This window comes from Devosia sp. 919 (genome assembly GCF_013185965.1).
In the GTDB taxonomy this organism is placed as follows: domain Bacteria; phylum Pseudomonadota; class Alphaproteobacteria; order Rhizobiales; family Devosiaceae; genus Devosia.
Genome location: NZ_JABAOL010000001.1, coordinates 3,438,811 through 3,465,054, shown reverse-complemented (window position 1 = coordinate 3,465,054; position 26,244 = coordinate 3,438,811). Strand labels below are relative to the sequence as shown.

Genomic DNA, 26,244 nt, shown 5'->3' with positions numbered 1-26,244 from the left:
TTCCAGTGGAGGCCAGACTCGTAGCAGTTTTGGGGTGCCCGCGCATAGCGCGCATTGACCCGACCGCGTTTGCGCACTAGCCCTAACGACCCAGCACAACAGGAGCTCCGCCATGGAGTATCGTTATCTCGGCCGTTCGGGACTTCGCGTATCCAGCCTGACCATGGGCACCATGACCTTTGGTGGCTCCGAGCGGGTGGGCAACACGCCCCAGGACGAAGCCACCCGCCAGATCGATCTCTGCCTCGATCACGGCATCAACCTGCTCGACACCGCCAATATCTACAACAAGGGCGTGTCCGAGGAGATGATCGGGGTGGCGCTGAGCGAAAACGGGCGCCGCGAGCGCACCCTGCTTGCCACCAAGGTGCGCTTCCGCACCGGCGATGGTCCCAATGATGCGGGTCTGTCGCGCCATCACATCATCGAGCAGTGCAAGGCCAGCCTCAAGCGCCTCAAGACCGACCATATCGATCTTTACCAAGTCCATGAATGGGACGGGATGACCCCGGTTGAAGAAACCATGGAAGCGCTCGACATCTTGGTCAAGCACGGCCATGTCCGCTATATCGGCTGCTCCAATTACTCTGGCTGGCACATCATGAAGGCGCTCCAGGCTGCCGGCGAGCGCCACAATGAACGCTTCATTTCCCAGCAGATCCATTACACCCTCCATTCGCGCGAAGCCGAATATGAGCTGGTGCCGATCAGCCAGGATCAGGGGCTGGGCATTCTCGTTTGGTCTCCGCTTGCCGGCGGACTCCTGTCGGGCAAATACCGGCGCGAAGGCGGCCCCGATGCCGGCCGCCATGTGGGGGGCTGGCGCGAGCCGCCGGTGCCTGATTGGGATCGGCTCTATGACATCATCGATGTGATCGTCGCCATTGCCGAAGAGCGCAATGTGTCGGGGGCGCAGGTGTCGCTGGCCTGGCTGCTGGGCCGGCCGGGCGTCACTTCGGTGATCATCGGCGGGCGCAGCGAAGAGCAGTTCCGCGACAATCTCGCTGCCGCCGAGCTCAAGCTCTCCAATGAGGAGCGGGCGCGGCTCGACGCCGTCAGCCGGCCGCCGCTGCTTTATCCCTATTGGCACCAGACTTTTACCGCCAACGACCGGCTTGGGCCCATCGACCAGGATTTGCTGGGCTCTTATGTAGAGGAATTCAAGCGTGACTGAGTTTGTGTTTTCGCCACCGGCACCCGTTGGCCTTCCTGTGGATGACGGACGGATGTTTCCGGTGCGACGCATTTTCTGCGTTGGACGCAACTATGCCGAACACGCCCGTGAAATGGGCAATGACGCGCGCGAAGCTCCGTTCTTTTTCTGCAAGCCCGCCGATGCCGTGGTGACGGATAGCAGCGCGGTGCCTTATCCCCCCCAAACCAGTGACCTGCACCACGAGATCGAACTGGTGGTGGCCATCGGCACCGGCGGCGTCGACATCCCGGAAAGCCAGGCCCTCGATCACGTGTTCGGTTATGCCGCCGGCCTCGACATGACGCGGCGCGACCTGCAGGCCGTCGCCAAGAAGGCCGGCCGGCCCTGGGACATGGCCAAGGGCTTTGACCAGTCCGCCCCCATCGGCACCATCGTGCCGGTTGATCGGATCGGGCATCCCGGCACGGGTGCCATTACTCTGAGCGTTAATGGCGTCGAGCGGCAGCGTGGCGATCTGGGTGACCAGCTCTGGGGCGTGGCTGAAACCATCGCTTATCTCTCGGGTCTGGTTCGTCTCGAGCCGGGCGATCTGATCATGACCGGCACGCCGGCCGGCGTCGGCGCGGTTCAGCGCGGCGACCAGCTGGTTGGCACAATTGAAGGCGTGGGCACTATCGCGACCACGATCAGCTGATGACGCAATGGTCGGCACAACAGGACGCGGCCCTCAAAGCCGTGTCCAGCTGGCTCAAGGATCGGGACGGGCCGCAGGTGTTCCGGCTGTTCGGCTGGGCGGGCACCGGCAAGTCGACGCTTGCCGTGCATCTGGGCAGTGACGTCAAGAACGTTAAATATGCCGCCTTCACCGGCAAGGCCGCGCTGGTGATGCGTCGGCGTGGCTGCAAGGGTGCCCAGACCATCCATTCGCTGATCTATTCGCTGGTGAGCGAAAAGGAAGGCGAGCCCCGTTTCGTGCTCGATCCGGAATCACCCGCAGCGGATGCCGATCTCATCGTCATCGATGAAGTCTCGATGGTAGACGAGCAGCTGGGGCAGGACCTGCTGTCCTTTGGGGTCAAGGTGCTGGTGCTGGGCGACCCCTTCCAGCTGCCGCCGGTGCAGGGTGCGGGGTTTTTCACCGCCGACGAGCCCGATATCATGCTCACCGAAATCCATCGCCAGGCTGCCGACAATCCGATCATCCGGTTGTCCATGGATGTGCGCGAAGGCGGCTATCTCGAACATGGCCGCTATGGCGAGTCACTGGTGGTCGGGCGTGACTCAGTGGATCGCGATGCTGTGCTCCAGGCCGACCAGGTGCTGGTGGGACGCAACAAGACGCGGCTGCAGTACAATGACCGCCTGCGCGAGTTGCGCGGCCTGCCATTTCACGAGCCGGTGGTGGGCGATCGCATGGTGTGCCTGCGCAACAATCCGCGCAAGCGCCTCCTCAATGGCCAGATCTGGATCGTCACCGAAGTGGCGCGCAAGGCGAATGGCAAATATTCGCTGCTGCTGGGCGCTGACGAGGGCAAGGGCGAAGCCAAGGTAATGACCCACAAGGCGTTCTTTTCGGGCGAAGAAGACGCCATGAGCTGGCCCGAGCGGCGGCAATTTGATGAATTCACCTTTGGCTATTGCCTGACCGTGCACAAGGCGCAGGGTAGCCAGTGGGACAATGTCTACTTGTTCGACGAAAGCTTCGTGTTCCGTGAGGAACGCGCGCGCTGGCTTTACACCGCCATCACCCGGGCGGCCGAAAAGATCACGGTGGTCTCATGACCCTGCTCCAGGTCAGGCACGAGACGGTCTACCGCTATGCCGGTCCTGTACAGTTCGGGGAGCACCGCCTTCTGGTGCGCCCGCGTGACAGCATGGAACAAACGCTGGAATCCTTTGCCCTTCGCATCTCGCCTGAACCGGTCGGTGTGCGCTGGATCCATGATGTGTTTGGCAATTGCATCGCCCTCGCGCGCTTCGAGAAGCCCGCTGACGAGCTGCGCATCGTCGCCAGCATGGTGCTCGATCATGCGCCCGAAAGCTCGCCCGATTTCGAGATCGATCCGCGCGCCAAGCTGTATCCCTTTGACTATGGCGGCACGGACGCGGTGGATCTGGGGCCCACCAGCCAGCGCCAGTTTCCCGAGGAAACCGAAGTCGACAGCTGGGCGCGGCGCTTCCTTGATCCGCGGGGCAGCACCAATACCGGTCACCTGCTGATGACCATGACCTATGCCATCAAGGAAAGCTTTGCCTATATCCGGCGCACCCAGCCGGGCACGCAGCGCCCCTCCGTCACCCTGTCGAGCCGGCGCGGCACCTGCCGGGATTTCGCGCTGCTGATGATGGAGGCCGTCCGCTCGCTCGGCCTCGCCGCCCGGTTTGTGTCGGGTTATCTTTACTCCCCAGACCGCGATGGCAGTCATCGCGGCGGCGGCGCAACCCATGCCTGGTGCCAGGTCTTCCTGCCGGGAGCCGGGTGGGTGGAATTTGATCCAACCAATGGCATCATTGGCACCCGCGACCTGATCCGGGTCGGGGTGGCGCGCGAGCCCGGGCAGGCCATTCCCATTGCCGGCACCTATACCGGCGCTGCGGGGGATTACCTGGGCATGGATGTGGAAGTCCGGGTCGAGCGCGTGACCTCGCTGCAAGATTCTATGGGCTGAAGGCTCGGCCCTGGGCGCCGTCTGGTTCAGCTGAGTTCGGCGACGCTGACCGCATCCACTGTCCAGGGTTCATCCGTATCCGCATCGAGCGCATCGGCCCAAACGCGCACTCCGCGCGACTGCACATTGCCAAAAAGCGTAGCAAAGGCCGTGTCGGCTGCGTCGCGTCCCGAGCCGATCCGCACCAGCCCGTCAAGCGCCGCCATGCGCGTGGGGTCGAACAAGTACCAGCGGTCACCGAGATAGGCCTCAAACACCGCATGGAAATCCTGCGGCTGCAGCTGCCAGGCATAACAGGACACAAAGCGGGCGGGGATGCCGAGCGCCCGGCAAAAGGTCACGCCCAGATGCGCAAAGTCGCGGCACACGCCAGCGCGCGTGGCAAAGGTGTCGGCCGCCGTTGTTGAGGTGTCGCTGGAGCCGGCGAGGTAATCGACCTCCTCATGGATCCAGTTGCAGATCTCGGTCACCCGGACAAAGCCAGGCTCCACATCGCCGAACTGGCGCGACGCAAAGCGGGCCAGGAGGTCCGATGGACAATATCGCGAGGGATTGAGAAACCCGAGGGTTTCGGGCGGCAGCTGCGCCACCGGAACTTCGCCGATATCGGCCGGGTTCGCCAGCACTGGATCAAGCACGATCTGGGCGTCATAGCGGAGCTTGAGCGCTCCACCCGATGCCGTCAGGCGCCGGAACCGGTTGCCAGTGTCGTTGGCGGTAAACTGCTCGGTCACGAATGGCGGGGTGACCACAATGCGCTCGTTCAATATTCGCTGGCGCCCGCCATGCATCGCCTCGACATTGAAGATCAAGGTGGCGTTGTCGAAAACCTCGTAATCGATCTCACAGCCAATGGATAACCGCATCGCCACTCCGTGTCTGCCCAGGGTGCGAAACCCGGCGGCAATCGGTGGGATCGCGCGGTTCGCTGGCGCTTGAACCTCGCCACCGCCGCAACCCTTGCGAGCCCCCTGCGCTTTAGTCAAGCTCGCCATCACGCTGACAAACTTGATCAACAAAGAGAGGGCTGCAGCAAAACTGACCAAACCGATTTAATTGCTGCACTTTTCCCGATAGCGGGCGCTTGCGGATCACGCAGTGATGCCCCAATTTGCAGCAGGGTCATTCCTGCACTTGTCCTTGTTGTTAGCCCGGAGTTCTTTCATGCACCATGATACCCCCCTGATCTCGACGATCGTCGCGGGTCTGGTGCTGGCCTTTATCTTCGGGATGATTGCCAATCGCTTCCGGCTCCCGCCGCTGGTGGGTTATCTGTTTGCCGGTATTCTGGTGGGCCCCAATACGCCCGGCTTTGTCGCCGACCAGGCGCTGGGGGCAGAACTGGCCGAGCTGGGCGTGATCCTCCTCATGTTCGGGGTGGGGCTGCATTTCTCGCTCAAGGACCTGATGAGCGTACGCGCGCTCGCCATTCCCGGCGCGCTGGTGCAAATCGGCTTTGCCACACTGTTGGGACTGGGTTTGGGGATCGTTCTGGGCTGGGGCATCGGCGCGGGCCTGCTGTTTGGCCTCGCGCTTTCGGTGGCCTCCACCGTCGTGCTGCTCAAGGCCCTGCAGGACCGCCGCTTGATTGAAACCGAGCGGGGCCGCATCGCCGTTGGCTGGCTGATCGTCGAGGATCTGGCCATGGTGCTGGCGCTGGTGCTGATCCCCGCCATTGCCAGCCTTTATGGCACCGATAGCGGCATCCACGATCCCTTCGTGTCGTTTGTCGAGCGCGTGCTGCGCACCGAAGTGGGGATCTGGGGCGTGCTGTTCCTGACCCTCGTCAAGGTCGCGGCCTTTGTGGGCTTCATGCTGATCGTTGGCCGGAGGCTCATCCCCTGGGCCCTCCACGCCACTGCCCATACCGGCTCGCGCGAACTGTTCCGGCTGGCCGTGCTCGCCATTGCACTGGGCGTGGCGCTAGGTTCAGCCGTGCTGTTCGGTGTGTCGCTGGCGCTGGGTGCATTTTTTGCCGGCATGATCCTGTCGGAAAGCGAGCTCAGCCACCGCGCCGCCCAGGAAACCCTGCCGCTACGCGACGCCTTTGCCGTCCTGTTCTTTGTGTCGGTCGGCATGCTGTTCGACCCTTCCATCATCATCACCGATCCCCTGCCGGTGCTGGCCACCGTGTTCATCATCCTGATCGGCAAATCCGCCGCCGCCTTTGGCATCGTGCTGTTGTTCCGCCGCCCGGTTGGCACCGCGCTGACCATCTCGGCGTCGCTGGCGCAGATCGGCGAGTTCTCGTTCATCCTTGCTTCGCTCGGCGTGTCGCTGGCGATCCTTCCGCCCGAAGGGCAGGACCTGATCCTGGCGGGCGCACTGATCTCCATCGTGCTCAACCCGCTGGTGTTCTGGGGCGCTGACGTGCTCAAGCCAACCTTCGAAGCCCAGTTCGGCCGCCGCTCGGCACGCGACGACGACATCCGCATCGAGCCGGGCGAGGGGCCAGTCGTTTCCGATGGTCCGCTGACCACCGACCGGCCCAATGCGGTTGGCGTTGAAAGCGACACCCAGGACCTCGATGACGCTCCCGAGCCCGTTACCCTGACCGGCCACACGGTGCTGGTGGGCTATGGCCGGGTCGGGCGCGTCGCCGCCGACGCCCTGCAGCCTACCGGCAAGCTGGTGCTGATCGAAGACACCGACCATGCCGTGGCCGCTGCCCGCGCCAAGGACATAGCGGTCGTGGTGGGCAATGCTGCGAGCCTTGATGTGCTCAAGCTTGCCAATCTGGGTGCCGCCGAAGCGCTGATGATCGCCATTCCCAATGGCTTCGAGGCCGGCACGGTGGTGGAGCAGGGCCGCAAGCTCAATCCCGCCATCCGCATCATCGCCCGCGCCCATTCGGACGAGGAGGTCGAGCACCTCACGCGCCACGGCGCCGATACGGTGATCATGGGCGAGCGCGAAATTGCCGCCGGCATGCTCGCCTGGCTCAGTGGTGCGCGCGCCGATGATGGGCTCGTTGCCCAGGAATACGCGGCCCAGGCGCGCGCGGCCGAAGCGCGGCTCGCCCCCACCGAAAACATCCTGCACAAGGTCGCGGGCGCCCCGCTCGCAGCGGGGGCCGAGCCGGTGCTGGGCGATTTCGAGGCTGCGAGCCTCCAATCGGACCCCGCCGCCGAAGCCACGGAAATCGAGCCGCTGGCCACGACCCTTGCCGGGGAAACCCTCGAACCCGATTTCATGGAAACCGAGCCGGAGTTGCTCAACGACAGTCTCACCGATGTCGACGCGCCCGATGCTTTCGCCGAGGCACTCGGTCCTGTCGAGCCGCTTGCCGCCCATCCTGTTGGCGCCCCGAGTGCCACTCCCGAGACGCAGGAGACGGCTCAGGTGCCGCCGGTGCTGGTTGATGGTGGCGGGTCCGCAACTGCGCCCGCTATGCCGCCCGCCGCGAACCCGTCCGCGGCCGAGGCGGCTGTAGTTCGCGAAGAGCCTCTGGTGGAGGTTGGTGAGCCGGCTTCGCTCGCCGAGCCGGTTGATCTGCTGGTGCCGCCCGTCGACGACGCGGCGGCCGAGACCCACGAGCACGGTCCGGTGCTGTCCACCCCCCAGGCTCCCGAGCCGCTGTTGCCTGCCGGTGGGCCCGCGATGGCTGCTGAGCCGGCGCTGCCCGCTGAGCCGGCGCTGCCCGCTGAGCCGGCCGCGCCCAGCGAGCCACCCGAGGTTACCCCCGAGCCCCGCGATAGCCTGCCGTCACTGGACGAACTGCCGCCGGAACCCGAGGACGGGGAAGCCGACCGTCCATCGGTGGCGCCGCCTGTGACTCCCGAGCCGAGAGGCTAAGCGCCAAGCCCGATGATCTCGCAAAAGGCCAAATATGCGCTGCGCGCCCTGCTTGCCCTCAGCCGGGCGGCGCGCGGTGAATCGCGCATGATTGGCGAGATTTCGCGTGAACAGGGCATTCCCAAGAAATTCCTCGAGCAGATCCTGCTTGAGCTCAAGCGGGCCGGGCTCGTCACCAGCCGTCGCGGCCGGCTTGGCGGCTATGTGCTGGCGCGTTCCCCCGAAGAGGTGATGTTTGGCGAAGTGCTGCGCCTCATCGACGGGCCGCTCGCGCCCTTGCCCTGCCTGTCGCTGACGGCGTACCGGCGTTGCGAGGATTGTCGCGATGAGGCGTCATGCGAAATCCGCCACGTGTTCGAGCGGGTCACCCTTGCTACCCGGGCAGTGCTCGATCGGACCAGCCTTGCCGATTCATTGCAGCTGGAAGATCTTCCGGTCTAGCGGGCAACAAAAAAGGGCCGCCTTGCGGCAGCCCTTTCTGAGTTTAACGGCCTCAAAGCCGGAGGAGGTGTTGTTAGCCGAGGCGTACCTCGCCTGCCAGACCACCAAATCCAAGGCTCTCGTTGATCGCCGTAATCTCAATAGACATTGGATCACCTCCTTCACATTTGTTGAACATATGAGAAAGATGGGGTGCCCGGGTCGGTTTGTCCAATCACGGCTTGCTGAACGAGAACTTAACGGCTTGACGCATGTGGGCGTGAGCGTAGCTGGAACAGCGTTGCGCCCAGCACACCCAACGCCACGATGCCGATGATGATGGTCGCGAGCGCATTGACATCGGGCGACACGCCCAGTCGCACCTTGGAAAAGATCACCATGGGCAGGGTGGACGAGCCCGGGCCGGACACGAAGCTCGCGATCACCAGATCATCGAGCGACAGGGTAAAGCCCAGCAGCCAGCCCGAAACCAGGGCAGGGGCGATGATGGGCAGGGTGATGTCGAAAAACACCCGTACGGGCGTCGCGCCCAGGTCCATCGCCGCTTCCTCGAGGCTGAGATCGAGGTCGGACAGGCGCGATTGCACCACCACCGTCACATAGGCCATGCAGAACACGGAATGGGCGATGATGATGGTGAGCATGCCCCGGCCCGCCGGCCAGCCCAGCGTGCCTTCCATGGCCACGAACAAGAGCAGCAATGCGAGGCCCGTGATCACGTCGGGCATCACCAGCGGCGCCGAAACCGTGCCCGCGAGCACGGTGCGGCCCCTGAAGCGTCGGAACCGCACCAGCGCAACGGCGCAGAGCGTGCCGAGGAACAAGGCAATGGTGGCGCTGACGGCGGCGATCTGCAGGCTCAGCCACGCGGCACCCAGCATCTGCGGATCGCGGAACAGCTCGCCATACCATTTGAAGGAAAAGCCCGACCAGACCGTCACCAGCCGGGATTCGTTGAACGAGAACACCACCAGCGAAATGATGGGCGCGTAGAGAAATACGAAACCCAGCGCCGCTGCGATGGGCAAAAACCAGCCTCGCCGCATCTTACTTCTCCACCACGGCGTCTTGCGCCTTTTGCAGCAGCATGATCGGGATCACCACAACCACCAGCATCGCAACAGCCACCGCCGCGGCCCGGGGCCAGTTGGTGTTGGCAAAGAACTCGTCCCACAACACGCGCCCGATCATCAGGGTCGAGGGTCCGCCCAGCAGCGAGGGGATCACGAACTCGCCAATAGCGGGAATGAACACCAGCATGGAGCCGGCAATGATGCCGGGCATGGAAAGCGGCATGGTCACCGACAGGAAAGTGCGCCAGGGCCGCGCGCCGAGGTCGGCCGAAGCCTCCAGCAAGGCGCCGTCCAGCTTCACCAGATTGGTGTAGAGCGGCAGGATCATGAAGGGCAGGTAGGTATAGACAATGCCGACATAAACGGCGAAATCGGTCTGCATCATCACCAGCGGCTCGATGCCGAACAGCCCGAGGAACTGGTTGATCACACCATTGCCACGCATGAAGCCGGTCAGCGCATAAACGCGCAGCAGGAACGAGGTCCAGAACGGCAGGATCACCAGCATCAAGAGGATATTGCGCCAGCGATCAGGCGCCCGGGCAATGGCATAGGCCATGGGGTAGCCGATCAGGAGCGTGATGATCGTCGAGATAAAGGCAATGCGGATCGAGCTGAGATACGCGGCGACATAAAGATTGTCGGTGAACAGGCGCAGGTAATTGGTCAGGTGCAGCGTCAGCTGCACCGTGCCTTCCTCATCAAAGGTGATGAGGTCGGAATAGGGCGGGCGGCCGAACTGCTTGATCGACAGCGAAATGCCGAAGACCACAACCAGCGGCACAAGGAAGAACACGGTCAGCCAGATCGCAGGTGCCGCGATCACCAGCATCTTGCCCGAAATCCCAACTGCGGCGAGCCCCCGCTCCACCATGGTCCAGGTCCGCCGGCGCGGCGCGGGATTGTCGATGTCAAAACTGGACATGGATAACTCCGCCCTCGACCGTTCCGGGCCACGATGCAGTTGCTTTGCCCTCCCTCCCCCTTGAGGGGAGGGCCGAAGAGGGGGTGGACTTGTGTGTCACTGGTGACCGGGAGCCCCGATCCACACCCTCCCCCTTGAGGGGAGGGACCGGGTGGGGGTTCCGGCTCATCGCCAAGCTCGGCGGCTGGCCAAATGCCGCAATCGAACCGGTCGCCGCTGTGGCTGGGTTGGCCATCATACCGTCAGCACCGAGCCGGCATTGCCACCCCAGGCGCAATACACTTCCTCGTCCCAGGTGATCGCGTCGGGATTGCCGCGCACCGTATTGGTTTGCGTCACCCGCAGGCGCTTGCCGCTGGCGAGCAGGATCTGGTAGACGGTCATGTCCCCCAGATAGCCGATTTCTTCCACCATGCCCTTGGTAACATTGGCGTCGTGCTCATCCTCGGGCTTTTCGCGCGACAGGCTGATCTTTTCGGGGCGCACGGCCCACCACAGGATCTGGTCGGGCGCGCAGTCGACGCCATGGCTGACATAGATGTCGCAACCGAGCTCGGCCGAGCGGATGCGCACATGGTCGGGCTCGTCGTCGATCACCACGCCTTCGGCCATGTTGACCGAGCCGATAAAGCCGGCCACGAAGCGCGAATTGGGGAATTCATAGATATCAGTCGGCTCGCCGATCATGGCGATTTCGCCATAATTCATCACCCCGATCCGGGTGGCCAGCGTCATGGCTTCTTCCTGGTCGTGGGTCACGACGATGAAGGTGACGCCCAGCGATTCCTGGATCTTGACCAGCTCGAACTGGGTTTCCTCGCGCAGCTTCTTGTCGAGTGCGCCCAAGGGCTCGTCGAGCAGCAGCAGCTTTGGTCGCTTGGCCAGCGAACGGGCGAGAGCCACGCGCTGGCGCTGGCCGCCCGACAGCTGGTGCGGCCGGCGCTTGCCGTAATCCTGCAGCTTGACGAGGCTGAGCAGTTCCTCGACCCGCTCGGCGATCTCGTTCTTGGGCAGGTGGTCGCGCTTGAGGCCATAGGCGATGTTCTGTTCCACGCTCATATGGGGGAACAGGGCATAGCTCTGGAACATCATGTTGACGGGGCGGTTATAGGGGGCCACCTCGGTCATGTCCTGCCCATCGATCTCGATGGTGCCGCTGGTGGGCTGCTCGAAACCGGCCAGCATGCGCAGCAGCGTCGATTTGCCCGATCCCGATCCGCCCAGCAGGCAGAACAGCTCTCCCTGGAAAATATCGAGCGAAACTTCATTGACGGCATAAACATCGCCGAAGCGCTTGGTCACGTCCTTGATGCGCACAAAAGGTTTGGCTGCCGGGTCGCGCCAGGGTCGGGTATCGGCGGCGATCTGGGGTTTCTTGGCCATGGCGCACTCGAAAAGTCAGAAGGGGCGGCACAGCGGCCGCCCCCCGATGGGTGGGAATTGTTACTGGCCGGTTTTGATGCGGGTCCAGGTGCGGGTCAAGAGTTCTTCGAACTCGGGGCTATGCGCGGTCAGGGCAAAGGCCTTGGCGACGGTTTCGGCTGGCGGGTAGATGCCAGGATTGTTCTTGACCTCGTCGGACACGAACTCGGTCGCGGGCAGGTTGGGGTTGGCATAGAACACATAATCGGTGATCGCGGCCACGACCTCGGGCTCGAGGATGTAGTTGATGAACTTGTGGGCGTTTTCGGGATGGGGCGCATCCACGGGAATGGCCATGAAGTCGATCAGCGTGCCCGCGCCTTCCTTGGGAATGAGGTAGCCCACCTCCACGCCCTGGCCGGCTTCTTCTGCCGCATCGGCAGCAATGAATACGTCGCCCGAATAACCCAGCGCCAGGCAGATTTCGCCATTGCCGAGGTCATCGATATACTGGGACGAGTTGAAGTAGCGGATCGAAGGCTTGATTGCGGTCAGCAGTTCCTCGGCCTTGGCCAGGTCTTCTTCGCTTTCCGAATTGGGATCGAGCCCGAGATAATGAAGGGCAATTCCCACCACTTCCGAAGGGCTGTCGAGCACGGCAATGCCGCAGCTCGCGAGCTTTTCCGCGTTCTCGGGCTTGAACAGGAGATCCCAGCTGTCGATCGGAGTATCGGCGCCCAGCGCTTCCGCCACCTTGGCGGTGTTGTAGCCCAGCCCGATCGTGTTGATCATATAGGGCACGGCATGGGCATTGTCCGGGTCGAAGTCGGCAGCAGTCGCCATCACTGCGGGGTCAAGATTGCCCAGATTGGTCAGCTGCGACTTGTCGAGCTCACGCACCAGGCCGGCCTGGATCTGGCGCTGCAGGAAGTTGCCGCTCGGCACCACGATGTCATAGCCCGACGAGCCGGCCAGCAGCTTGGCATCGACGATCTCGTTGGTGTCGTAGACGTCGTAATTGACCTTGATGCCGGTTTCCGCCTCGAAATTGGCGATGGTGTCCTCGGCGATATAGTCCGACCAGTTATAAACATTGAGCACGGGCTCTTCCTGGGCGAGGACGGGTGCCGCGACCATGAGCGTGCCGAGGGCAAGTGCGAGCGACTTGTTCATGTGATGGAGCTCCTGTGAGATGGAAATAGAGATAGAAAAGGGAGGCGAACTGGCCGCCTGAACAAATGTTCAGAGGGCGTTCATCTTTGTGGCGCCGGCGAGGCAAGAGCCCCTGCCGGCATGGCGAACAAGCGCGCTGGAACGCTGAAACAAACTGCTGCCGTGAGCCCAAAGCCGGGAGCAAATCGGTCCGCGCAGACGGCGCGATCAACCCAAACCGTGTACAGCGAAGTGCCCTTTCAACGCTGGAATTGCTGCCAAACTAGAGCCAAATGCCGGGGGCGACAAGGGAAAATGGCGCCACACGCAGACCCACTTGACGCCCTGCGTCGACAAGGCGCACAAGCCGCCGCGCACACTGGCGCAAAAGCGCCTTTATTCTGGCAGCGGAATGATTTCCCATGGACGGCAGAGCCTATCTTTCAGTCAGCAGCGGCATCAAAAAAGCCCTCGCAGCCGGCCAACCCGTGGTGGCGCTGGAGTCCACCATCATCACCCATGGCATGCCCTATCCACAAAACCTGGCCATGGCCCAGCAGGTGGAAGCCGTGGTGCGCGAACATGGCGCAACGCCTGCTACCATCGCCATCATGGATGGCCGGTTCTGCGTGGGGGTGAGCGGGGAAGACCTTGAGCGCCTCGCCCAGGAAGGCGCCACTGCCGCCAAGGCCTCGCGACGCGATGTCTCCTCGCTCCTCGTTAAGGGCGTGATGGCCGGCACCACGGTTGCCACCACGATGCAGATCGCCGCGCTCGCTGGCATTTCCGTGTTTGCCACCGGCGGCATCGGCGGGGTGCATAGGGGCGCGGGGGAAACCTTTGATATCTCGGCAGATCTCGAGGAACTGAGCCGCACGCCAGTTGCCGTTGTTTGTGCCGGCGCCAAGTCGATCCTTGATATTGGCAAGACCCTCGAAGTGCTCGAAACCAATGGGGTGCCGGTCCTGGGCTACCGCACCGATAACTTTCCTGCCTTCTGGGCCCGCCAAAGCGGGCACAAGGTGGATCACCGCTTTGACGACGTTGCCGAACTGGCCCGCGTCATCGCCATGCAGGCCGATCTGGGGCTCGGCGGCGTGCTGATCGCCAATCCCATCCCGGAAGCTGCGGCCCTTGACCCTGGAGCCATTGAAGCCCGCATCGCCGAAGCCATCGCCGATGCCGAGCGGGAAGGCGTCAGCCGCAAGGCCCTCACTCCGTTCCTCCTGAAGCGGGTGTTCGAGCTTACCGGAGGCAAGTCACTCGAGGCCAATATCGAGCTGGTGAAAAACAACGCCGCCGTTGCCGCCCAGATTGCCGTGGCACTGGCCGAGCGCGCATCGCCCAAGCCGACGCTGCATCGCGCATGAGCCGGGTCTTGGTGATCGGGGACGTGATGACGGACGTCATCGTCCAGCCTGAAGGCCCTGTCGTGCAAGGCTCGGACCGCCGCGCCACTATTCGCAGCCGCCCCGGCGGTTCGGGCGCCAACCAGGCCGTGTGGCTGGGTTCCATGGGGACAGAAGTGCTGTTTGCTGCCCGCGTGGGGGTTGCGGACCAGCCGATGTATGAGAACTACTTCCGCGGTCTGGGAGTGATCCCGGCGCTTGGTGCCGACAAATCCCTGCCCTCAGGGGTCTTGGTGACCTTGCTCGACCCAGACGGCGAGCGCAGCTTTCTGACCGACCGCGGGGCAAACCTGCATCTGTGTGCTGAAGACTTGCCCCCAAGCCTGCTTGAGGGTGTCGGAATGGTAATGGTATCGGGCTACAGCTTTTTTGCTGCAACACCGCGCCATGCCGTGCAGGCGCTGCTCGCCACCGCTCGCTCGCGTGGCATCGAGGTAGCTATCGATCCCGCGTCCATCGGCTTTCTCGATGAGGTTGGGCCGGCCGAGTTCCTGCGCTGGACCAGTGGCGCCGACTGGCTATTTGCCAACGACACCGAGGCGGAAACCCTTTGCGGAGTGGTTGGCTTTGAGTCGCAGATGCGGCTGCTGGGGGATCACTTCAGCAATGTGGTGATCAAGCGCGGCCGCTACGGCGCAGCCTTGGGCGGCAAGGATGGCTTGCGTCTGGCGCTACCCGCGCCCGTGGTTCCGGTCGTCGATTCCACGGGTGCCGGCGATGCTTTTGCCGCGGGCTTTGTGGCGGCCCATTTGGGGGGGGCCGAGCCGGCTGATGCCCTGGCGCGCGCCATCGTGGCCGGTGCCGAGGCGGTGCAGTTCCTGGGCGGACAGCCGGCGGCCTGAACTGCCGGCTGTCCAATACACGTTAGGCCTTGGCGGAATCGGCAAAGGCGGCGAGCACCCGCACCCAGGCGCGAATGCCGCGGTGGAAGCTCTCGAGGTCATATTTTTCGTTAGGTGAGTGGATGGCATCATCCACATGCGCAAAGCCGATCAGCAGCGTGTCGCGCCCAAGAATGGACTTGAATTCTCCGGCCACGGGGATCGAGCCACCCGAGCCGGTGATCACGGCCGGCTTGTTCCACTCGTCCGTCAGCGCCTTGAGCGCCTGACGCAGATAGATACCCTCGCTGGGCACGGTAACTGCTGGTGAGCCGCCATGCTCCTTGAAGGTCACCGTGCAATCGGCCGGAATGCGCGCTTCCACATGCCGGCGGAAGGCCGCGCGGATCTTGTCCGGATCCATGTTGCCAACGAGCCGGAACGAGATTTTGGCGCTTGCTTGCGAGGGGATCACCGTCTTGAAGCCGTCGCCGGTATAGCCGCCCCAGATGCCATTGATCTCGCAGGTCGGGCGCGACCAGATCGTTTCCAGCACCGAGCGACCCGCTTCCCCGGCCGGGATCGACAGGCCGACACTGCCAAGGAACGCGGCCTCGTCGAAGCCAAGACCTTCCCATTGCGCGCGCAGCTCGGGGGTGATTTCGGGGACGTCGTCGTAAAAGCCCTCGAGCGTCACGCTTCCATCGGGAGCGCGCAGGGAGGCGACGATGTCGGCGACGACCTGGTTGGGATTGCGCGCGGCATTGCCGAACATGCCGGAATGCAAATCCTTGTTGGCGCAGGTGACGGTGATCTCTTCACCCACCAGGCCCCGCAGCATGGAGGTGATGGAAGGCGTCTGGCGGTCCCACATATCGGTGTCGCACACCAGCGCCACGTCGGCGCGCAGCTCTTGGGCATTGGCTCGCATGAAGCCGGGCAGGTTCTTGCCGCCGCTTTCTTCCTCGCCTTCCAGCATGACGGAGACGCGCACGGGCAAGCTGCCGGTAGCCGCCTTCCAGGCGCGGCAGGCTTCGAGGAAGGTCATCAGCTGCCCCTTGTCGTCCGAGGCGCCGCGCCCGACAATGATGGTGCGGCCTTCGGGGCCCTCCTTGATCACGGGCTCAAATGGGTCGGTGTGCCAGAGCGCGAGGGGATCGACCGGCTGCACGTCATAGTGACCATAGAACAACACATGCGGCCCGGGTGTTTGTGGACCATGGGCGACAACGATCGGGTGGCCAGGCGTGGGACGGGCGGCGGCCTCAAAGCCGAGGCCTTGCAGGTCCGCGACCAGCCAATCGGCGGCGCGCCGGCAATCCTGCGCAAAGGCTGGATCGGTCGAGATGGACGGGATGCGCAGCAGGGCTTTGAGCCGTTCAAGGCTGGCGTCGAGGCCCTGGTCAACCTGGGCGAGGACGGCGTCGAGCGCACTGGTGTTCATCATAGGTAATCCTTTCGCGGCAATTGGCCGGACCATGCCGCTTGTGGGAACCAAGGGCAAGGGAGTCCGCTTGAAGAAGCGGAGTATCCCCCATGCCCAAAGTGCACAAGATCGCGACACCATCCCCACCCCCGCCTGCCGACTTCATCGAGCCCATGGAGGCAAAGCTCATCGAGGACTTGCCGCGAGGTGAGGGCTGGCAGTTCGAGCCGAAATGGGATGGCTTTCGCTGCATTGCGGTCAAGGCGGGGGGTGAGGTCGCGCTCTTCGCCAAGTCGGGCAAGCCTTTGGGCCGGTACTTCCCGGAAATGCTCGCTGCGCTCGCGGAGGTTCCTGCCGAGCAGTTCGTGCTCGATGGCGAACTGGTGATTTCCACCGATGGCAGCTTGTCCTTTGATGCCCTGCAGATGCGGCTGCATCCCGCGGAAAGTCGCGTGCGCAAGCTTGCGGCGGAAACCCCAGCCCTGCTCGTGGCCTTTGACCTGCTGGCTGACGAAAATGGCGCCAGCCTGATCGACGCTCCTTTGTCAGAGCGGCGGCACAAACTGGAAGCCCTGTTGGCAGATGCCCCGGAAGCCGCGCGACTGCGCTTGTCTCCGCGTACCCAAGATCGAAGCGTTGCAGAAGGCTGGCTGGAGCACACCGGCGCGGCAATCGACGGGGTCATCGCCAAGCCCAGTAACGAACCCTATCAGAGCGGTACGAGGGCGATGCTCAAGATCAAGCGCATCCGGACCGCCGATTGCGTTGTTGGTGGCTTTCGCTATGGGAGCAATAATCACGAGGTCGGCTCCCTGCTGCTCGGGCTCTATAACGAGCAAGGCTTGCTCGATCATGTGGGCTTCACCTCGGGCATCGCTTCGCGAGACCGCGCCGAAATCACCGCGCGGGTAGAGGCGCTTGCTGGCGGCGAAGGCTTTACCGGCGACGCCCCAGGTGGCCCCAGTCGCTGGAGCACCGAGCGCTCGACACAGTGGGTGCCGCTCAAACCGGAACTCGTGGTCGAGGTGTTCTACGATCACGTCACCGCTGGCCGGTTCCGGCATGGCACGCGGCTGCATCGCTGGCGTCCGGACAAGGCGCCACGCCAATGCACCTTCGAGCAGATCGCCCCGGCAGCCTCGGCCGAAAGCCTGGCAGCGCTAAACCTCTAGGAACATCATGGACGGCTTGCTTCCTGTACTTGGCGTGGCTCTGGTTGCCGGCCTCGCATCACCACTCGGCGGTTTCATCGCCACGCGCATCCGACCGTCATCGCTGTTTCTGAGCCTGGCGGTGGGCGTGGCCGCGGGCGTGCTGCTGGGCACTTTTGCCTTCGAACTGGTACCGAGCGCTTTGGAGCGGGCGCCGCTGGCCTTGGTTGCGGTTTGTTTTGCCGTGGGCTTCGCCTTGGTCTACGGGCTGGACCTGTTGGTGAACCACGGTGCCTTGGCCGGGCCCGAGGCAGACCAGAAGCCGGCAGTTGACGCCAAGCAGAAGCGTCACAACAAGGGGGCGCGCAAGGTGACCGTCATCGGGGCAGCCACGAGTTCCGAAGAGCTGATCGAGGGTTTGGCGATTGGGGTCAGCGCCGCTGCGGATATGCGAGGTGGCGTTAATCGTGGGACTGGCCATCGTCCTCGACAATATCAGCGAGGGCCTGAGCCTCGGGGCGATTGATGCCGCTTCAGGAGAGGAAGGCGCCGCCCGCAAGACCTTGCTGTGGACCAGCCTGATCGGGGTTTCGCTGTTTGTTTCGGCAATGGTGGGCTGGTTCCTGCTCAAAGGCCTACCCGAACCCGTTCTGGGCAGCCTTCTGGGGTTGGGCGCGGGTGCCATGTTCTATCTGACCATCGGCAGTTTGCTGCCCGAAGCGGAAAGCCATCAGTTCCAGCAGTCGGCCGCTATTGCGATCGGACTTGGCTTCGTCCTCGTGATGGTTCTGTCCAACCTTGAGACTGGGGCAGGCTAGCGTTGAAAAATCCGACCCGGTAGATGACGAGTTCGACGTGGGCTGAGAGGGGGCACCATTGCCTTTGCACTGCCCCTCGTGTTCTTAAGGCGGCGTTCTTTATTGTTTTGGGTATTGTCTAGGCATGGTTGCACCGCAAAGGATCGGCGTTCTCACCCTTCATCGGTGTATCAATTACGGCTCATACTGGCAGGCGCGGCAACTGGTGGAAGGTCTTCGCGCGCGCGGCCTCGACGCCGTGTTGCTTGAACATGAATCCGCCCGGGTCAATCGCCTGGAATGGCGCTGCGCACTGCAGCCGCTCCTGCCGATCAAGACCTCCGCCGAAGATTATCCGCGCTATCGCGAGAAGATGGGCAAGTTCTTTGCCGCCTTTGACCGATTGCCGCTGTCGCAGCGCTTTGCGCTTGATGCGCCCGAGACCATGGAAATCTTCGACCTGATCCTTGTCGGCAGCGATGAAGTTTGGAACCTGCGTCACCCCTGGTATGGTGCGGTGCCCCTGTTTTATGGCGATGGGCTACGTGCGGGAAAACTGGCTTCTTACGCCGCAAGTTTTGGCAATTACCCCGCCGGCGATGGCCTGGATCCGGCTTGGGCGGACAAACTTCGGCAGTTCGATGCGATTGCGGTGCGTGACGCCAATTCTCATCGCCTCGTTAGCGAAGCCTTAGGGTTCGAGCCAACCCTGGTGCTCGATCCTTGCCTGCAATTCCCGCCAACGGCGGAGCCGCTTGTGGCTGACGCGCCTTATCTGGCGGTCTACGGTCATGGATTACCCGGATGGTTCAGGGACGGCGTGCGCCAGTTTGCGGAGGACAAGAGGCTGCGGCTCGTCAGCATCGGTTATCGCAATGACTGGGCCGACGAGAGCTGGATCGAAGCGGGTCCCGAGGAGTTCGCGCGCTTCATTGCGGGGGCCAGCGCAGTCGCCACCAATTTCTTCCATGGCTGCGTGTTCGCGCTCCTGAACAACAAGCCATTTGCCGCCGCGCTGTCCGATTACCGCTCCAACAAGGTCCGGGATCTCATGGCGACGGTGGGGGCCGAACGGCACCTCGCCAGTGCCGAGACATCGGCCAAGCAATATGCTGCCACCTTGGGAGAAGCTCTCGACCCCATGGTGTCAGCGCGGATCGAAGCCTTGCGTGTCCATTCCAACGGCTATCTCGACCATGTCCTTGCTTGATCCGGCGCCCAAGCGGGCGGAGCCCAAACTGGTCAGTCCTGACGCCATTGTGCGCGCGGGGCTGTGCATCGGTTGCGGCAGTTGCGTCGCGCAGGCGAATAACGGTGCGGCGGCGATGGATTGGGATGCCTATGGGCAGAAAAAGCCCATCGGTCCGGCTAGTTTCATGGGCGAGGCCACCGAGGCGTTCTCGCGCACCTGTCCGTTTTCGCCGCTGGCGCGCAACGAGGATCAGTTGGCGCTGGAGCGTTTTGCCGAGGCGCCTCTCAGCGATCCGCGCATCGGGCGCTATGAGGCGGCTTATGTTGGCGCCGTAGCCGAGCCCGATTTTCGGGCCGAAGGCAGTTCGGGCGGAATGGTCAGCTGGGTTGCGGCGGAGTTGCTGCGCCAGGGCTTGGTGGACGGCGTTGCCCATGTCGCGCCCGAGCTGCCCGAAACCGGCAACGGCTTTTTCCGCTATCGCATCTCGCGTGATCTTGACCAACTGCGGGGCGGCGCCAAGTCGCGCTATTACCCCGTGGATATGGCCGGGGTCATCGCACAAATTCGCGCCGTGCCCGGACGCTATGCGGTGGTGGGCATCCCCTGTTTCATCAAGGCGGTAAATCTCCTGCGCGAGGAAGATCCTGTCCTCAAGGAGCGCATCGTTTTCGTGCTGGGGCTGTTTTGCGGCCACATGAAAAGCGCCCGGATGATCGAAAGCTTTGCCTGGCAGATGGGCGCGGAGTGGAGCGAGGTGCAAAAAGTCGAGTACCGGCTCAAGAACCCTGACCGGCCCGCCAACTGGTACACGGCACAGCTGACGCAGCGCGATGGCAGCGCCCGCACGCAGGACTGGTGGCATCTGGTGGATGGCGATTGGGGCTCGGGTTTCTTCATGAACTCGGCCTGCAATTATTGCGACGACGTGGTGGCGGAAACCGCCGACATCGCCTTTGGCGATGCCTGGGTGGAGCCCTATTCATCAGACGGGCGCGGCACCAATGTGGTGATCGTGCGCTCGCCGCTGGTGCATGGTCTGGTGCAGAACGCCATCGGCGAAGGGCGGCTGGATCTGCAGCCGGTCGACCACGAGTTTGTGGTGCAAACGCAGGCTGCGGGGTTCCGCCAGCGGCGCGAGGGGCTCGCATATCGGCTGAGCTGGCCCAAACTGGGCATTCGGCCCAAAAAGCGGGTCGCACCAAAGCGGCATGGTATCGCGCCGCGGCGCCAGCTCATCTACATCATGCGTTTTGGCATCAGTGCCTGGAGCCACCGCATGGCCTGGCTCGCCAAGCAGACCGGGCAGCCTCGGCTTTATGTGGGCTGGGGTCGGGCGGCGCTGGCGCTCTACCACGGCGTGGCCTATGGGCGGGGTCGCATCGGCAAGCTCGTGGACAAGCTCAAGATCAAGGGTGAGGGCGGCTAACAGCCGCCCCCAAGGGATCAAACACGCAGCGGTGCAGCGGTTGAGTCGCTGACCATGGTCGCGCCAGCGGGCGCATATCGCTCGATCATCTGGCGGCAGAACTCGGCAAACTCCTCGGGCACCTGCGGAGCGCTGGTGTGATGGGGCGCGATACCGCGGTGTTCTGGCGTAAAGCAGAAGGTCACCGTGACGTTGAAGTCTTCGAGCGCCTTCATCTGGCGGTCGAACCAATCCAGCGCATCGGGACGGAAGCTATCGGCCCAGGACAGGCCGGTGCGCATATAGGTGACGCCCAAATCCTTCATGTGCCGCACGGCATCGTCGAGCCGGTGATCGTGGTAATGAAACCACTGCACCACGCCCAAATCGGGCGTATGCTTGCGGAACTCCTCGTAGGCTGGCTTGGGCGTGCCGTCTTCCCGCAGCAGCCCCATATAGAAGTGCCGGTAATAGGATGAGCCCTCGGCCTCGCGGTGGCGAGTGGTGGCCTCCCACTCGCGGGGAAGATCGTAGAGGCTGTACCACTGGATGCGCTCAACCTTGCCCTTGAGCAGCTCGGCGGTACGCTGCAGGCCCCAAAGCTGGACCTCCTCGGCGCCAAAGGTGGAAATACCCACTTCGCTGATCCAGATCGGCAAGTCGGTCACAGCGCGGATTTCGTCGACCTTGGCTGGCCATTCCCTGATCTGCCACAAGTTCCAGTCGAGAGGGAACCCATGCAGCGCGACGGCGTCGAGCCGGTCGAGCACGCCATAGCCCATCATGCGATTGATGAAGCCGGGATCGATGGGGGAAATGCCACCGAGCACACGCTTGATCGCCGGGTTCTGTGCCTTGATGGCGTCGGCCGCCAAATTGACCATCTGGCCGAAACGGCTCCAATCGGGGTCGATCTCGGGGTCCCAATGCGATTTGTTGTTGGGCTCGTTCCAGATCATCGCGGCTTCAATCATGCAGTGGCTCCTGTGGCCGGGTAGACCGGCTTGGCATAGGGGGATTGTGCCGCAGTGCGGCAGATATAGACCTCTTGCTCGGGGTGGCTGATGATCTCAAAACCCGCGCTGCGCAGCAAAGCTTCGGCGGCCGCGGCATTGGGCACAAACCAGTTGGTTGGGTCGTTGCTGTAGCGCTGCTCAATGAGGTGGAGTTTGGGATAGCCCGGCTGGTCGAAAATTGCGGTTTCGGTGAACGGGTAGTCGCTCTCGAGTGGCAAGATCTCGGTCGAGCCGCGCTGCATGGATTGGAACACCAGCAGGTCCTTGGCGACATGTTCGCGGATCAAATCGAGCGCCAAGAGCGGATGGCGCAGGTGATAGAGCACGCCCATGAAGATGACGACGTCGAACTTCTCGCCCAGCGCCCCAACATCGTAAACCGAGAGCTTACGGAACTCGATATCGGCTCCCGCCGTCGCGGCGACAAAGCGCGCCTGGTCGAGGTAATGGTCGTCGAAATCGACCGCCAGGACGCGGTCGGCGCCGCGCTTTTTCATTTCGAGTGAATAGAAGCCGGCGTTGCAGCCAATATCGAGCACACTCTTGCCCGTTAGGTCGGCGGGGATCGCGTCAGCAAATCTGCGGTACTTGCGGCCGGGATAATCGCCCAGGAAGTGGTTGGGCGCAGTCCAAACGCCGCCCAGATCGATATTGTGGAACCACGGCCCCAAGGTTTCGATCTTTTGTTTCAACTCATCGGCCGACAAAGCCATGACTGTTCCTTGTTGCTGCGCTTGGATGCTGATGGATACGGGCACGCTGGCTAGGAGATAACTTCGTTCAGCGTCCAGAGCTTGGCGCCCCAGTCACCAACGACAATTGTCGTGATGGATGCCGGGCCGATATCGAAACGGGGCCAGGCGTCAATGGGAAGACCCAGAACATAGCTGACCAGTGTCTTGATGATATCGGCATGACTGACAAGCACGAGGCGCCCGTTCTCATGCTCGGCGACAAGGCGCTCCAGCAATGTGAGTGCCCGGCGTTGCACGTCCAGCATGGATTCTCCACCGGCCGTGCGGCTGAGGCTGCGGATCGTGTTCCATTGCCGCCAGGTTGGGTCGGTATTGAGCACGTCGAAAGTCTTGCCTGACCAGGCGCCGAAGTCCACTTCATCGAGTTCTGGCGCAGTATGGACCGGCAAATCGCGCTCAGCTGCTATCGCCGCCGCGGTTTCCTGCGTCCGTTCACGCGGGCTGGCATAAATGGCATCGAACTGCTCGCTCGCCATGCGCTGGCCAAGCCGTGCAGCTTGGGCGCGGCCTGCTTCACCCAGCCGGATGCCTGGCGTCCGTCCGGCCAGAAACCCCCCGACATTGTCATGGGCTGCGTGGCGGACCAGATAAAAAGTGGTCGTCACTCGGCCGCTCCGAGCAGCCCGTCCTCCGTGCCGGCTATAAAGGCCATGGTTCGCTGGCGCGCTTCGTCATCGGTGAACTGGGTGGGCGGGGACTTCATGAAATAGCTCGAGGGGCCCACGAGAGCACCACCAATGCCCCGGTCGAGCGCGAGCTTGGCGCAGCGCACGGCATCGATCACGACGCCGGCCGAGTTTGGCGAGTCCCATACCTCGAGCTTGAGTTCGGCGTTGAGCGGCACGCCGCCAAAAGTGGTGCCCTCGAGGCGGATATAGGCCCATTTGCGATCGGTCAGCCACGGCACATGGTCGCTGGGGCCGACATGGATGTCGTTGGCGGGCAGGGGAACGTCGATCTGGCTCGTGACCGCCTGGGTTTTGGAAATCTTCTTGGATTCCAGCCGCTCGCGCTCCAGCATGTTGAGGAAATCGGTGTTGCCGCCGAAATTGAGTTGATAGGTGCGGTCCAGCTTGACGCCGCGCTCGCGGAACAGGTTCGCGAGCATGCGATGCACGATGGTGGCGCCAACCTGGCTCTTGATATCATCACCAATGATTGGCAGGCCCTTGTCAGCGAACTTCTGTTCCCATTCTGCGCGCGAGGCGATGAAAACGGGAATGCAGTTAATAAAGCCGCAACCGGCAGCCAAGGCCTGCTCGGCATAGAACTTCGTCGCCTCTTCCGAGCCCACCGGTAGGTAGGAGATGAGCACGTCCACTTGCGCGTCCCGCAGAATAGCGGCCACGTCGGCGACCGGCGCATCAGACTCGGTTACTGCGTCAGCGAGGTATTTGCCAATGCCATCCAGAGTGGGGCCGCGCTCAACGGTTACCCCCGTGGGAGCAACCTGGGCAAAGCGATGGGTATTGTTGGGCTCGGCGCTGATGGCCTCGGCGACATCGCGCCCGACCTTGCCCTCGGCAACGTCGAAAGCCGCCGCAACTTCGATGTCACGGATATGATAGCCGCCCAGGTCCACATGCATGAGCCCCGGCACGGGTTCATTGCCGTCGGCGTCGCGATAATAGGTGAGTCCCTGAACCAATGAAGATGCGCAGTTGCCCACCCCTACGAGCCCGATGCGAATCTTCTTTGAAGCCATGCCCTATATTCCTCGCTAAGCATCTACAATGCTGGTGCAAAACGGCGCCCCGGGGGCTTGGTTCCCGTTGCGCGGGAACGCCTCCTGGCGCCTAACACAGAGCTGCATTGTGCGTTGCCGAGCGCCGTGAGTAAAGGGAGTCTGGGGAAATGCTGGTTTATGGCGACGCCGAGCGGCTCGAAAATGCTGGGGATCTGGGGGCGGAAATTACCCAGAAGCTGCTGGGTTTGCAGGGGATGCCGCCTGGAATTGCCCGGCATGCGGCGCTGGTAAGTGCCTTCATCCGTGCCGGCGAGTTGGCGCAAGGATTGCTCGATATCGCCTGGAAGATGGATGAAGCTGACGACTGGAGCGCTGATGCACAAGCAAGCAGCACCCTGCTGATCGGGCTGGCCGGGGTGGTGGGACGGTCCTGGGCCGGTTGCGAGCTTCAATACGGCGAAGTTCCCGTCGAACACCTGAACCAACTCAGCCGTTCGGTTTCGATCCGCACCAAACAAGGTGAGGGCTATGCGTTCTACGCCCTTTTTCCCGAAAGCTATCTCCTGGCAGCGGAAAGATCGGGGTTGGGTGCCCAAACGGTGGTGCTCGGCATACGGAGCATTGGCACGGGTCTCGCCGCCATGGTTGCGGCAGGCCTGGGCGCCGATTCCATGTTCACGCTGCGCCCTCATGGACATCCCTATCATCGGCAGATCACCGTCGCACCCGGGCTTGCCGCCAGAATTCTCGCGGACCCGCAAGCCCAATTCGCCATTGTAGACGAAGGCCCTGGGCTATCGGGCAGTTCCTTCGGCAGTGTTGCCGATTGGCTCGAGGTCGCCGGCATTTCGCCCGAGCAGATCCACTTCTTCCCCAGCCACACAGGAGATCTCGGACCTCAGGCCGAGTCCCGTCATCGCCAACGCTGGGCCCGAGCACAACGCCACAGCATCGGTTTTGACAGTGTCGTGCTGAACAAAACTGGTTTCATGGGCGGCCTTGCGGGTTGGGTCGAGACCTTGATCGGGCCGCTCCAGGAGCCATTGCGGGATATCTCGGGAGGCGGCTGGCGGCAGCTTGGAGCAGCTGATGCGGCCAATTGGCCGCCTGTCGACACGGGGCTGGAAAAACGCAAGCTGCTGGCGGTTTCGGCAACGGGCACCTGGCTGGTGAAGTGGGCTGGGCTGGGCCGCATGGCGGACGACAAGCTGCGGCGCGGGCACCAGTTGGTCGAAGCGGGATGGACCCCGGAAATCGCGGGTATGTGCCACGGCTTCCTCGTGCAGCGCTGGGCCGAGGGCAGCAGCCTGCGCCAAGCACAGCCAGAACGGGGCTGGCTGCTGGAGCAGGTCGGCGAGTACCTTAGCTTTCGCGCGCGCGCCTTTCCCGCCGACGCTGCGGGGGCAGCGCTTGGCGAGCTGTACGAGATGGCGCGATACAATATCGGCGTGGTGCTGGGGGAGGATGCGTCCAAGCGGGTCAGCATGGCACTGGGCGCTCCGGAGGCGCTCGCCGAGCGAGTGCAACCGGCTCATACCGACAATCGCCTGCACTGGTGGGAGTGGCTGGTCAGCCCGCAGGGGCGATTACTGAAGACCGATGCACTGGATCACGACTCGGCCCACGACCTGGTGAGCTGTCAGGACATTGCCTGGGATATCGCCGGGGCGGCAGTCGAGTTGGAACTCACGGCGGCCGAACGCACCATCCTCGCCCAGAAGGTGGCAGCAGCCGCGGGCCGACCTGCCGATCCGGAACTGCTCGACGCCATGGAGCTGTGCTATCTGGGGTTCCAGATCGGCCTCTGGAGCTTTGCTGCCGGCAGTAATGGTGGTGCCGATGCCGAGGCCGCCCGCGTAATGGTCCAACGCTATTCGCAATTGGCGGCCGCGTGCTTATCTGGTCATTCACCTCCCATGTCGATCCAACTTGCTGGGTCAGGGTGATTGCCATAGGGCTGCCGAAATGTGTCGTAAACCAAATCACTCGCCGTGGCGGGAAGGTGGACGGTC

Annotated in this window: 23 protein-coding genes and 1 pseudogene; 14 read left to right on the top strand and 10 right to left on the bottom strand. The window is 63.1% G+C overall.

Going from position 1 to position 26,244, the window contains the following annotated elements; genetic code table 11:
* Nucleotides 1–112 precede the first annotated feature (112 nt).
* Genes HRQ64_RS16675 through HRQ64_RS16660 form a run of 4 tightly spaced genes read left to right on the top strand, consistent with a single transcriptional unit; the run spans nt 113 to nt 3,825 of the window.
* Nucleotides 113–1,174, top strand: coding sequence for an aldo/keto reductase (locus HRQ64_RS16675; protein WP_172124465.1), 1,062 nt, complete (start codon nt 113–115; stop codon nt 1,172–1,174).
* Nucleotides 1,167–1,850 carry a fumarylacetoacetate hydrolase family protein gene (locus HRQ64_RS16670; RefSeq protein WP_127754180.1) on the top strand — a complete coding sequence of 228 codons (684 nt, stop codon included), beginning with the start codon at nt 1,167–1,169 and terminating at the stop codon, nt 1,848–1,850. Before HRQ64_RS16675 ends, HRQ64_RS16670 begins: the two co-directional genes overlap by 8 nt.
* Entirely contained in the window at nt 1,850–2,938 is a 1,089-nt protein-coding gene (locus tag HRQ64_RS16665) for an AAA family ATPase (RefSeq protein ID WP_172124463.1), read from the top strand. Before HRQ64_RS16670 ends, HRQ64_RS16665 begins: the two co-directional genes overlap by 1 nt.
* Nucleotides 2,935–3,825: a transglutaminase family protein gene (locus tag HRQ64_RS16660; protein ID WP_127754178.1), complete on the top strand. Its 891-nt coding sequence runs from the start codon at nt 2,935–2,937 to the stop codon at nt 3,823–3,825. Before HRQ64_RS16665 ends, HRQ64_RS16660 begins: the two co-directional genes overlap by 4 nt.
* A gap of 26 nt (nt 3,826–3,851) precedes the next feature.
* On the opposite strand, the gene HRQ64_RS16655 is transcribed toward HRQ64_RS16660, so the two are convergent.
* Nucleotides 3,852–4,691: a transglutaminase family protein gene (locus tag HRQ64_RS16655; protein ID WP_127754177.1), complete on the bottom strand. Its 840-nt coding sequence runs from the start codon at nt 4,689–4,691 to the stop codon at nt 3,852–3,854.
* A 298-nt stretch (nt 4,692–4,989) separates the two neighbouring features.
* Between HRQ64_RS16655 and HRQ64_RS16650 the strand changes: the two are divergent.
* Together HRQ64_RS16650 and HRQ64_RS16645 are read left to right on the top strand one after the other, a co-directional pair.
* Nucleotides 4,990–6,771 (top strand): annotated as a pseudogene (locus tag HRQ64_RS16650) (cation:proton antiporter); the annotation flags it as partial.
* Between the two features lie 861 nt (nt 6,772–7,632).
* The gene (locus HRQ64_RS16645; RefSeq protein ID WP_127754176.1) at nt 7,633–8,061 is read left to right on the top strand and encodes an Rrf2 family transcriptional regulator; all 429 of its coding nucleotides are present in this window, start codon (nt 7,633–7,635) and stop codon (nt 8,059–8,061) included.
* Between the two features lie 236 nt (nt 8,062–8,297).
* Here the strand turns inward: HRQ64_RS16645 and HRQ64_RS16640 are convergent, their stop codons facing one another.
* The 4 genes from HRQ64_RS16640 to HRQ64_RS16625 form a co-directional block, all read right to left on the bottom strand.
* Nucleotides 8,298–9,107 carry an ABC transporter permease subunit gene (locus HRQ64_RS16640; protein ID WP_172124460.1) on the bottom strand — a complete coding sequence of 270 codons (810 nt, stop codon included), beginning with the start codon at nt 9,105–9,107 and terminating at the stop codon, nt 8,298–8,300.
* A gap of 1 nt (nt 9,108) precedes the next feature.
* Nucleotides 9,109–10,059, bottom strand: coding sequence for an ABC transporter permease subunit (locus tag HRQ64_RS16635; protein ID WP_127754174.1), 951 nt, complete (start codon nt 10,057–10,059; stop codon nt 9,109–9,111).
* Nucleotides 10,060–10,293: 234 nt separating this feature from the next.
* Complete coding sequence (gene potA / locus HRQ64_RS16630) at nt 10,294–11,442, bottom strand: polyamine ABC transporter ATP-binding protein (RefSeq protein ID WP_172124458.1); 1,149 nt, start codon at nt 11,440–11,442, stop codon at nt 10,294–10,296.
* A 60-nt stretch (nt 11,443–11,502) separates the two neighbouring features.
* Complete coding sequence (locus HRQ64_RS16625; protein WP_127754172.1) at nt 11,503–12,594, bottom strand: polyamine ABC transporter substrate-binding protein; 1,092 nt, start codon at nt 12,592–12,594, stop codon at nt 11,503–11,505.
* A 401-nt stretch (nt 12,595–12,995) separates the two neighbouring features.
* Between HRQ64_RS16625 and HRQ64_RS16620 the strand changes: the two genes are divergently transcribed.
* A complete protein-coding gene (locus tag HRQ64_RS16620) occupies nt 12,996–13,943 on the top strand; it encodes a pseudouridine-5'-phosphate glycosidase (protein WP_172124456.1) in 948 nt (315 codons plus the stop codon).
* A complete protein-coding gene (locus HRQ64_RS16615) occupies nt 13,940–14,824 on the top strand; it encodes a PfkB family carbohydrate kinase (RefSeq protein WP_172124454.1) in 885 nt (294 codons plus the stop codon). The genes HRQ64_RS16620 and HRQ64_RS16615 overlap by 4 nt, the downstream gene beginning before the upstream one ends.
* A 22-nt stretch (nt 14,825–14,846) precedes the next feature.
* Here the strand turns inward: HRQ64_RS16615 and HRQ64_RS16610 are convergent, their stop codons facing one another.
* The gene (locus HRQ64_RS16610; protein WP_172124452.1) at nt 14,847–16,250 is read right to left on the bottom strand and encodes a M20/M25/M40 family metallo-hydrolase; all 1,404 of its coding nucleotides are present in this window, start codon (nt 16,248–16,250) and stop codon (nt 14,847–14,849) included.
* An 89-nt stretch (nt 16,251–16,339) separates the two neighbouring features.
* Between HRQ64_RS16610 and HRQ64_RS16605 the strand changes: the two genes are divergently transcribed.
* The 5 genes from HRQ64_RS16605 (at nt 16,340) to HRQ64_RS16590 (ending at nt 20,795) form a co-directional block, all read left to right on the top strand.
* On the top strand, nt 16,340–17,401 hold the full coding sequence (locus tag HRQ64_RS16605) for an ATP-dependent DNA ligase (protein ID WP_172124450.1): 1,062 nt from the start codon (nt 16,340–16,342) through the stop codon (nt 17,399–17,401).
* 7 nt (nt 17,402–17,408) lie between these two features.
* A complete protein-coding gene (locus HRQ64_RS20520) occupies nt 17,409–17,906 on the top strand; it encodes a hypothetical protein (RefSeq protein ID WP_349236720.1) in 498 nt (165 codons plus the stop codon).
* Nucleotides 17,848–18,198, top strand: coding sequence for a hypothetical protein (locus HRQ64_RS20515; RefSeq protein WP_349236719.1), 351 nt, complete (start codon nt 17,848–17,850; stop codon nt 18,196–18,198). The genes HRQ64_RS20520 and HRQ64_RS20515 overlap by 59 nt, the downstream gene beginning before the upstream one ends.
* 124 nt (nt 18,199–18,322) lie before the next feature.
* On the top strand, nt 18,323–19,387 hold the full coding sequence (locus HRQ64_RS16595) for a polysaccharide pyruvyl transferase family protein (protein WP_172124448.1): 1,065 nt from the start codon (nt 18,323–18,325) through the stop codon (nt 19,385–19,387).
* Nucleotides 19,374–20,795: a Coenzyme F420 hydrogenase/dehydrogenase, beta subunit C-terminal domain gene (locus HRQ64_RS16590; RefSeq protein WP_172125128.1), complete on the top strand. Its 1,422-nt coding sequence runs from the start codon at nt 19,374–19,376 to the stop codon at nt 20,793–20,795. Before HRQ64_RS16595 ends, HRQ64_RS16590 begins: the two co-directional genes overlap by 14 nt.
* Before the next feature lie 17 nt (nt 20,796–20,812).
* Here the strand turns inward: HRQ64_RS16590 and HRQ64_RS16585 are convergent, their stop codons facing one another.
* Genes HRQ64_RS16585 through HRQ64_RS16570 form a run of 4 tightly spaced genes read right to left on the bottom strand, consistent with a single transcriptional unit; the run spans nt 20,813 to nt 24,250 of the window.
* Complete coding sequence (locus tag HRQ64_RS16585; protein WP_172124446.1) at nt 20,813–21,748, bottom strand: beta-xylosidase; 936 nt, start codon at nt 21,746–21,748, stop codon at nt 20,813–20,815.
* A complete protein-coding gene (locus HRQ64_RS16580; RefSeq protein WP_349236743.1) occupies nt 21,745–22,530 on the bottom strand; it encodes a TIGR04290 family methyltransferase in 786 nt (261 codons plus the stop codon). Before HRQ64_RS16580 ends, HRQ64_RS16585 begins: the two co-directional genes overlap by 4 nt.
* A 23-nt stretch (nt 22,531–22,553) precedes the next feature.
* Nucleotides 22,554–23,150, bottom strand: a complete 597-nt coding sequence (locus HRQ64_RS16575) for a histidine phosphatase family protein (RefSeq protein ID WP_127754163.1) — start codon at nt 23,148–23,150, stop codon at nt 22,554–22,556.
* Nucleotides 23,147–24,250, bottom strand: coding sequence for an inositol-3-phosphate synthase (locus HRQ64_RS16570; RefSeq protein WP_172124442.1), 1,104 nt, complete (start codon nt 24,248–24,250; stop codon nt 23,147–23,149). Before HRQ64_RS16570 ends, HRQ64_RS16575 begins: the two co-directional genes overlap by 4 nt.
* Nucleotides 24,251–24,399: 149 nt before the next feature.
* Here HRQ64_RS16570 and HRQ64_RS16565 point away from each other — a divergent pair, with 149 nt between their 5' ends.
* Entirely contained in the window at nt 24,400–26,178 is a 1,779-nt protein-coding gene (locus tag HRQ64_RS16565; RefSeq protein ID WP_172124440.1) for a hypothetical protein, read from the top strand.
* The last annotated feature ends 66 nt before the right edge of the window (nt 26,179–26,244 follow it).

Bases quoted from the DNA above. Each gene is read 5' to 3' on its own strand.
- HRQ64_RS16675 (WP_172124465.1), top strand. From the start codon at position 113: ATGGAGTATCGTTATCTCGGCCGTTCGGGACTTCGCGTATCCAGCCTG.
- HRQ64_RS16665 (WP_172124463.1), top strand. From the start codon at position 1,850: ATGACGCAATGGTCGGCACAACAGGACGCGGCCCTCAAAGCCGTGTCC.
- HRQ64_RS16660 (WP_127754178.1), top strand. From the start codon at position 2,935: ATGACCCTGCTCCAGGTCAGGCACGAGACGGTCTACCGCTATGCCGGT.
- HRQ64_RS16655 (WP_127754177.1), bottom strand. From the start codon at position 4,691: ATGCGGTTATCCATTGGCTGTGAGATCGATTACGAGGTTTTCGACAAC.
- HRQ64_RS16645 (WP_127754176.1), top strand. From the start codon at position 7,633: ATGATCTCGCAAAAGGCCAAATATGCGCTGCGCGCCCTGCTTGCCCTC.
- HRQ64_RS16640 (WP_172124460.1), bottom strand. From the start codon at position 9,107: ATGCGGCGAGGCTGGTTTTTGCCCATCGCAGCGGCGCTGGGTTTCGTA.
- HRQ64_RS16635 (WP_127754174.1), bottom strand. From the start codon at position 10,059: ATGTCCAGTTTTGACATCGACAATCCCGCGCCGCGCCGGCGGACCTGG.
- potA (WP_172124458.1), bottom strand. From the start codon at position 11,442: ATGGCCAAGAAACCCCAGATCGCCGCCGATACCCGACCCTGGCGCGAC.
- HRQ64_RS16625 (WP_127754172.1), bottom strand. From the start codon at position 12,594: ATGAACAAGTCGCTCGCACTTGCCCTCGGCACGCTCATGGTCGCGGCA.
- HRQ64_RS16620 (WP_172124456.1), top strand. From the start codon at position 12,996: ATGGACGGCAGAGCCTATCTTTCAGTCAGCAGCGGCATCAAAAAAGCC.
- HRQ64_RS16615 (WP_172124454.1), top strand. From the start codon at position 13,940: ATGAGCCGGGTCTTGGTGATCGGGGACGTGATGACGGACGTCATCGTC.
- HRQ64_RS16610 (WP_172124452.1), bottom strand. From the start codon at position 16,250: ATGATGAACACCAGTGCGCTCGACGCCGTCCTCGCCCAGGTTGACCAG.
- HRQ64_RS16605 (WP_172124450.1), top strand. From the start codon at position 16,340: ATGCCCAAAGTGCACAAGATCGCGACACCATCCCCACCCCCGCCTGCC.
- HRQ64_RS20520 (WP_349236720.1), top strand. From the start codon at position 17,409: ATGGACGGCTTGCTTCCTGTACTTGGCGTGGCTCTGGTTGCCGGCCTC.
- HRQ64_RS16595 (WP_172124448.1), top strand. From the start codon at position 18,323: ATGGTTGCACCGCAAAGGATCGGCGTTCTCACCCTTCATCGGTGTATC.
- HRQ64_RS16590 (WP_172125128.1), top strand. From the start codon at position 19,374: ATGTCCTTGCTTGATCCGGCGCCCAAGCGGGCGGAGCCCAAACTGGTC.
- HRQ64_RS16585 (WP_172124446.1), bottom strand. From the start codon at position 21,748: ATGATTGAAGCCGCGATGATCTGGAACGAGCCCAACAACAAATCGCAT.
- HRQ64_RS16570 (WP_172124442.1), bottom strand. From the start codon at position 24,250: ATGGCTTCAAAGAAGATTCGCATCGGGCTCGTAGGGGTGGGCAACTGC.
- HRQ64_RS16565 (WP_172124440.1), top strand. From the start codon at position 24,400: ATGCTGGTTTATGGCGACGCCGAGCGGCTCGAAAATGCTGGGGATCTG.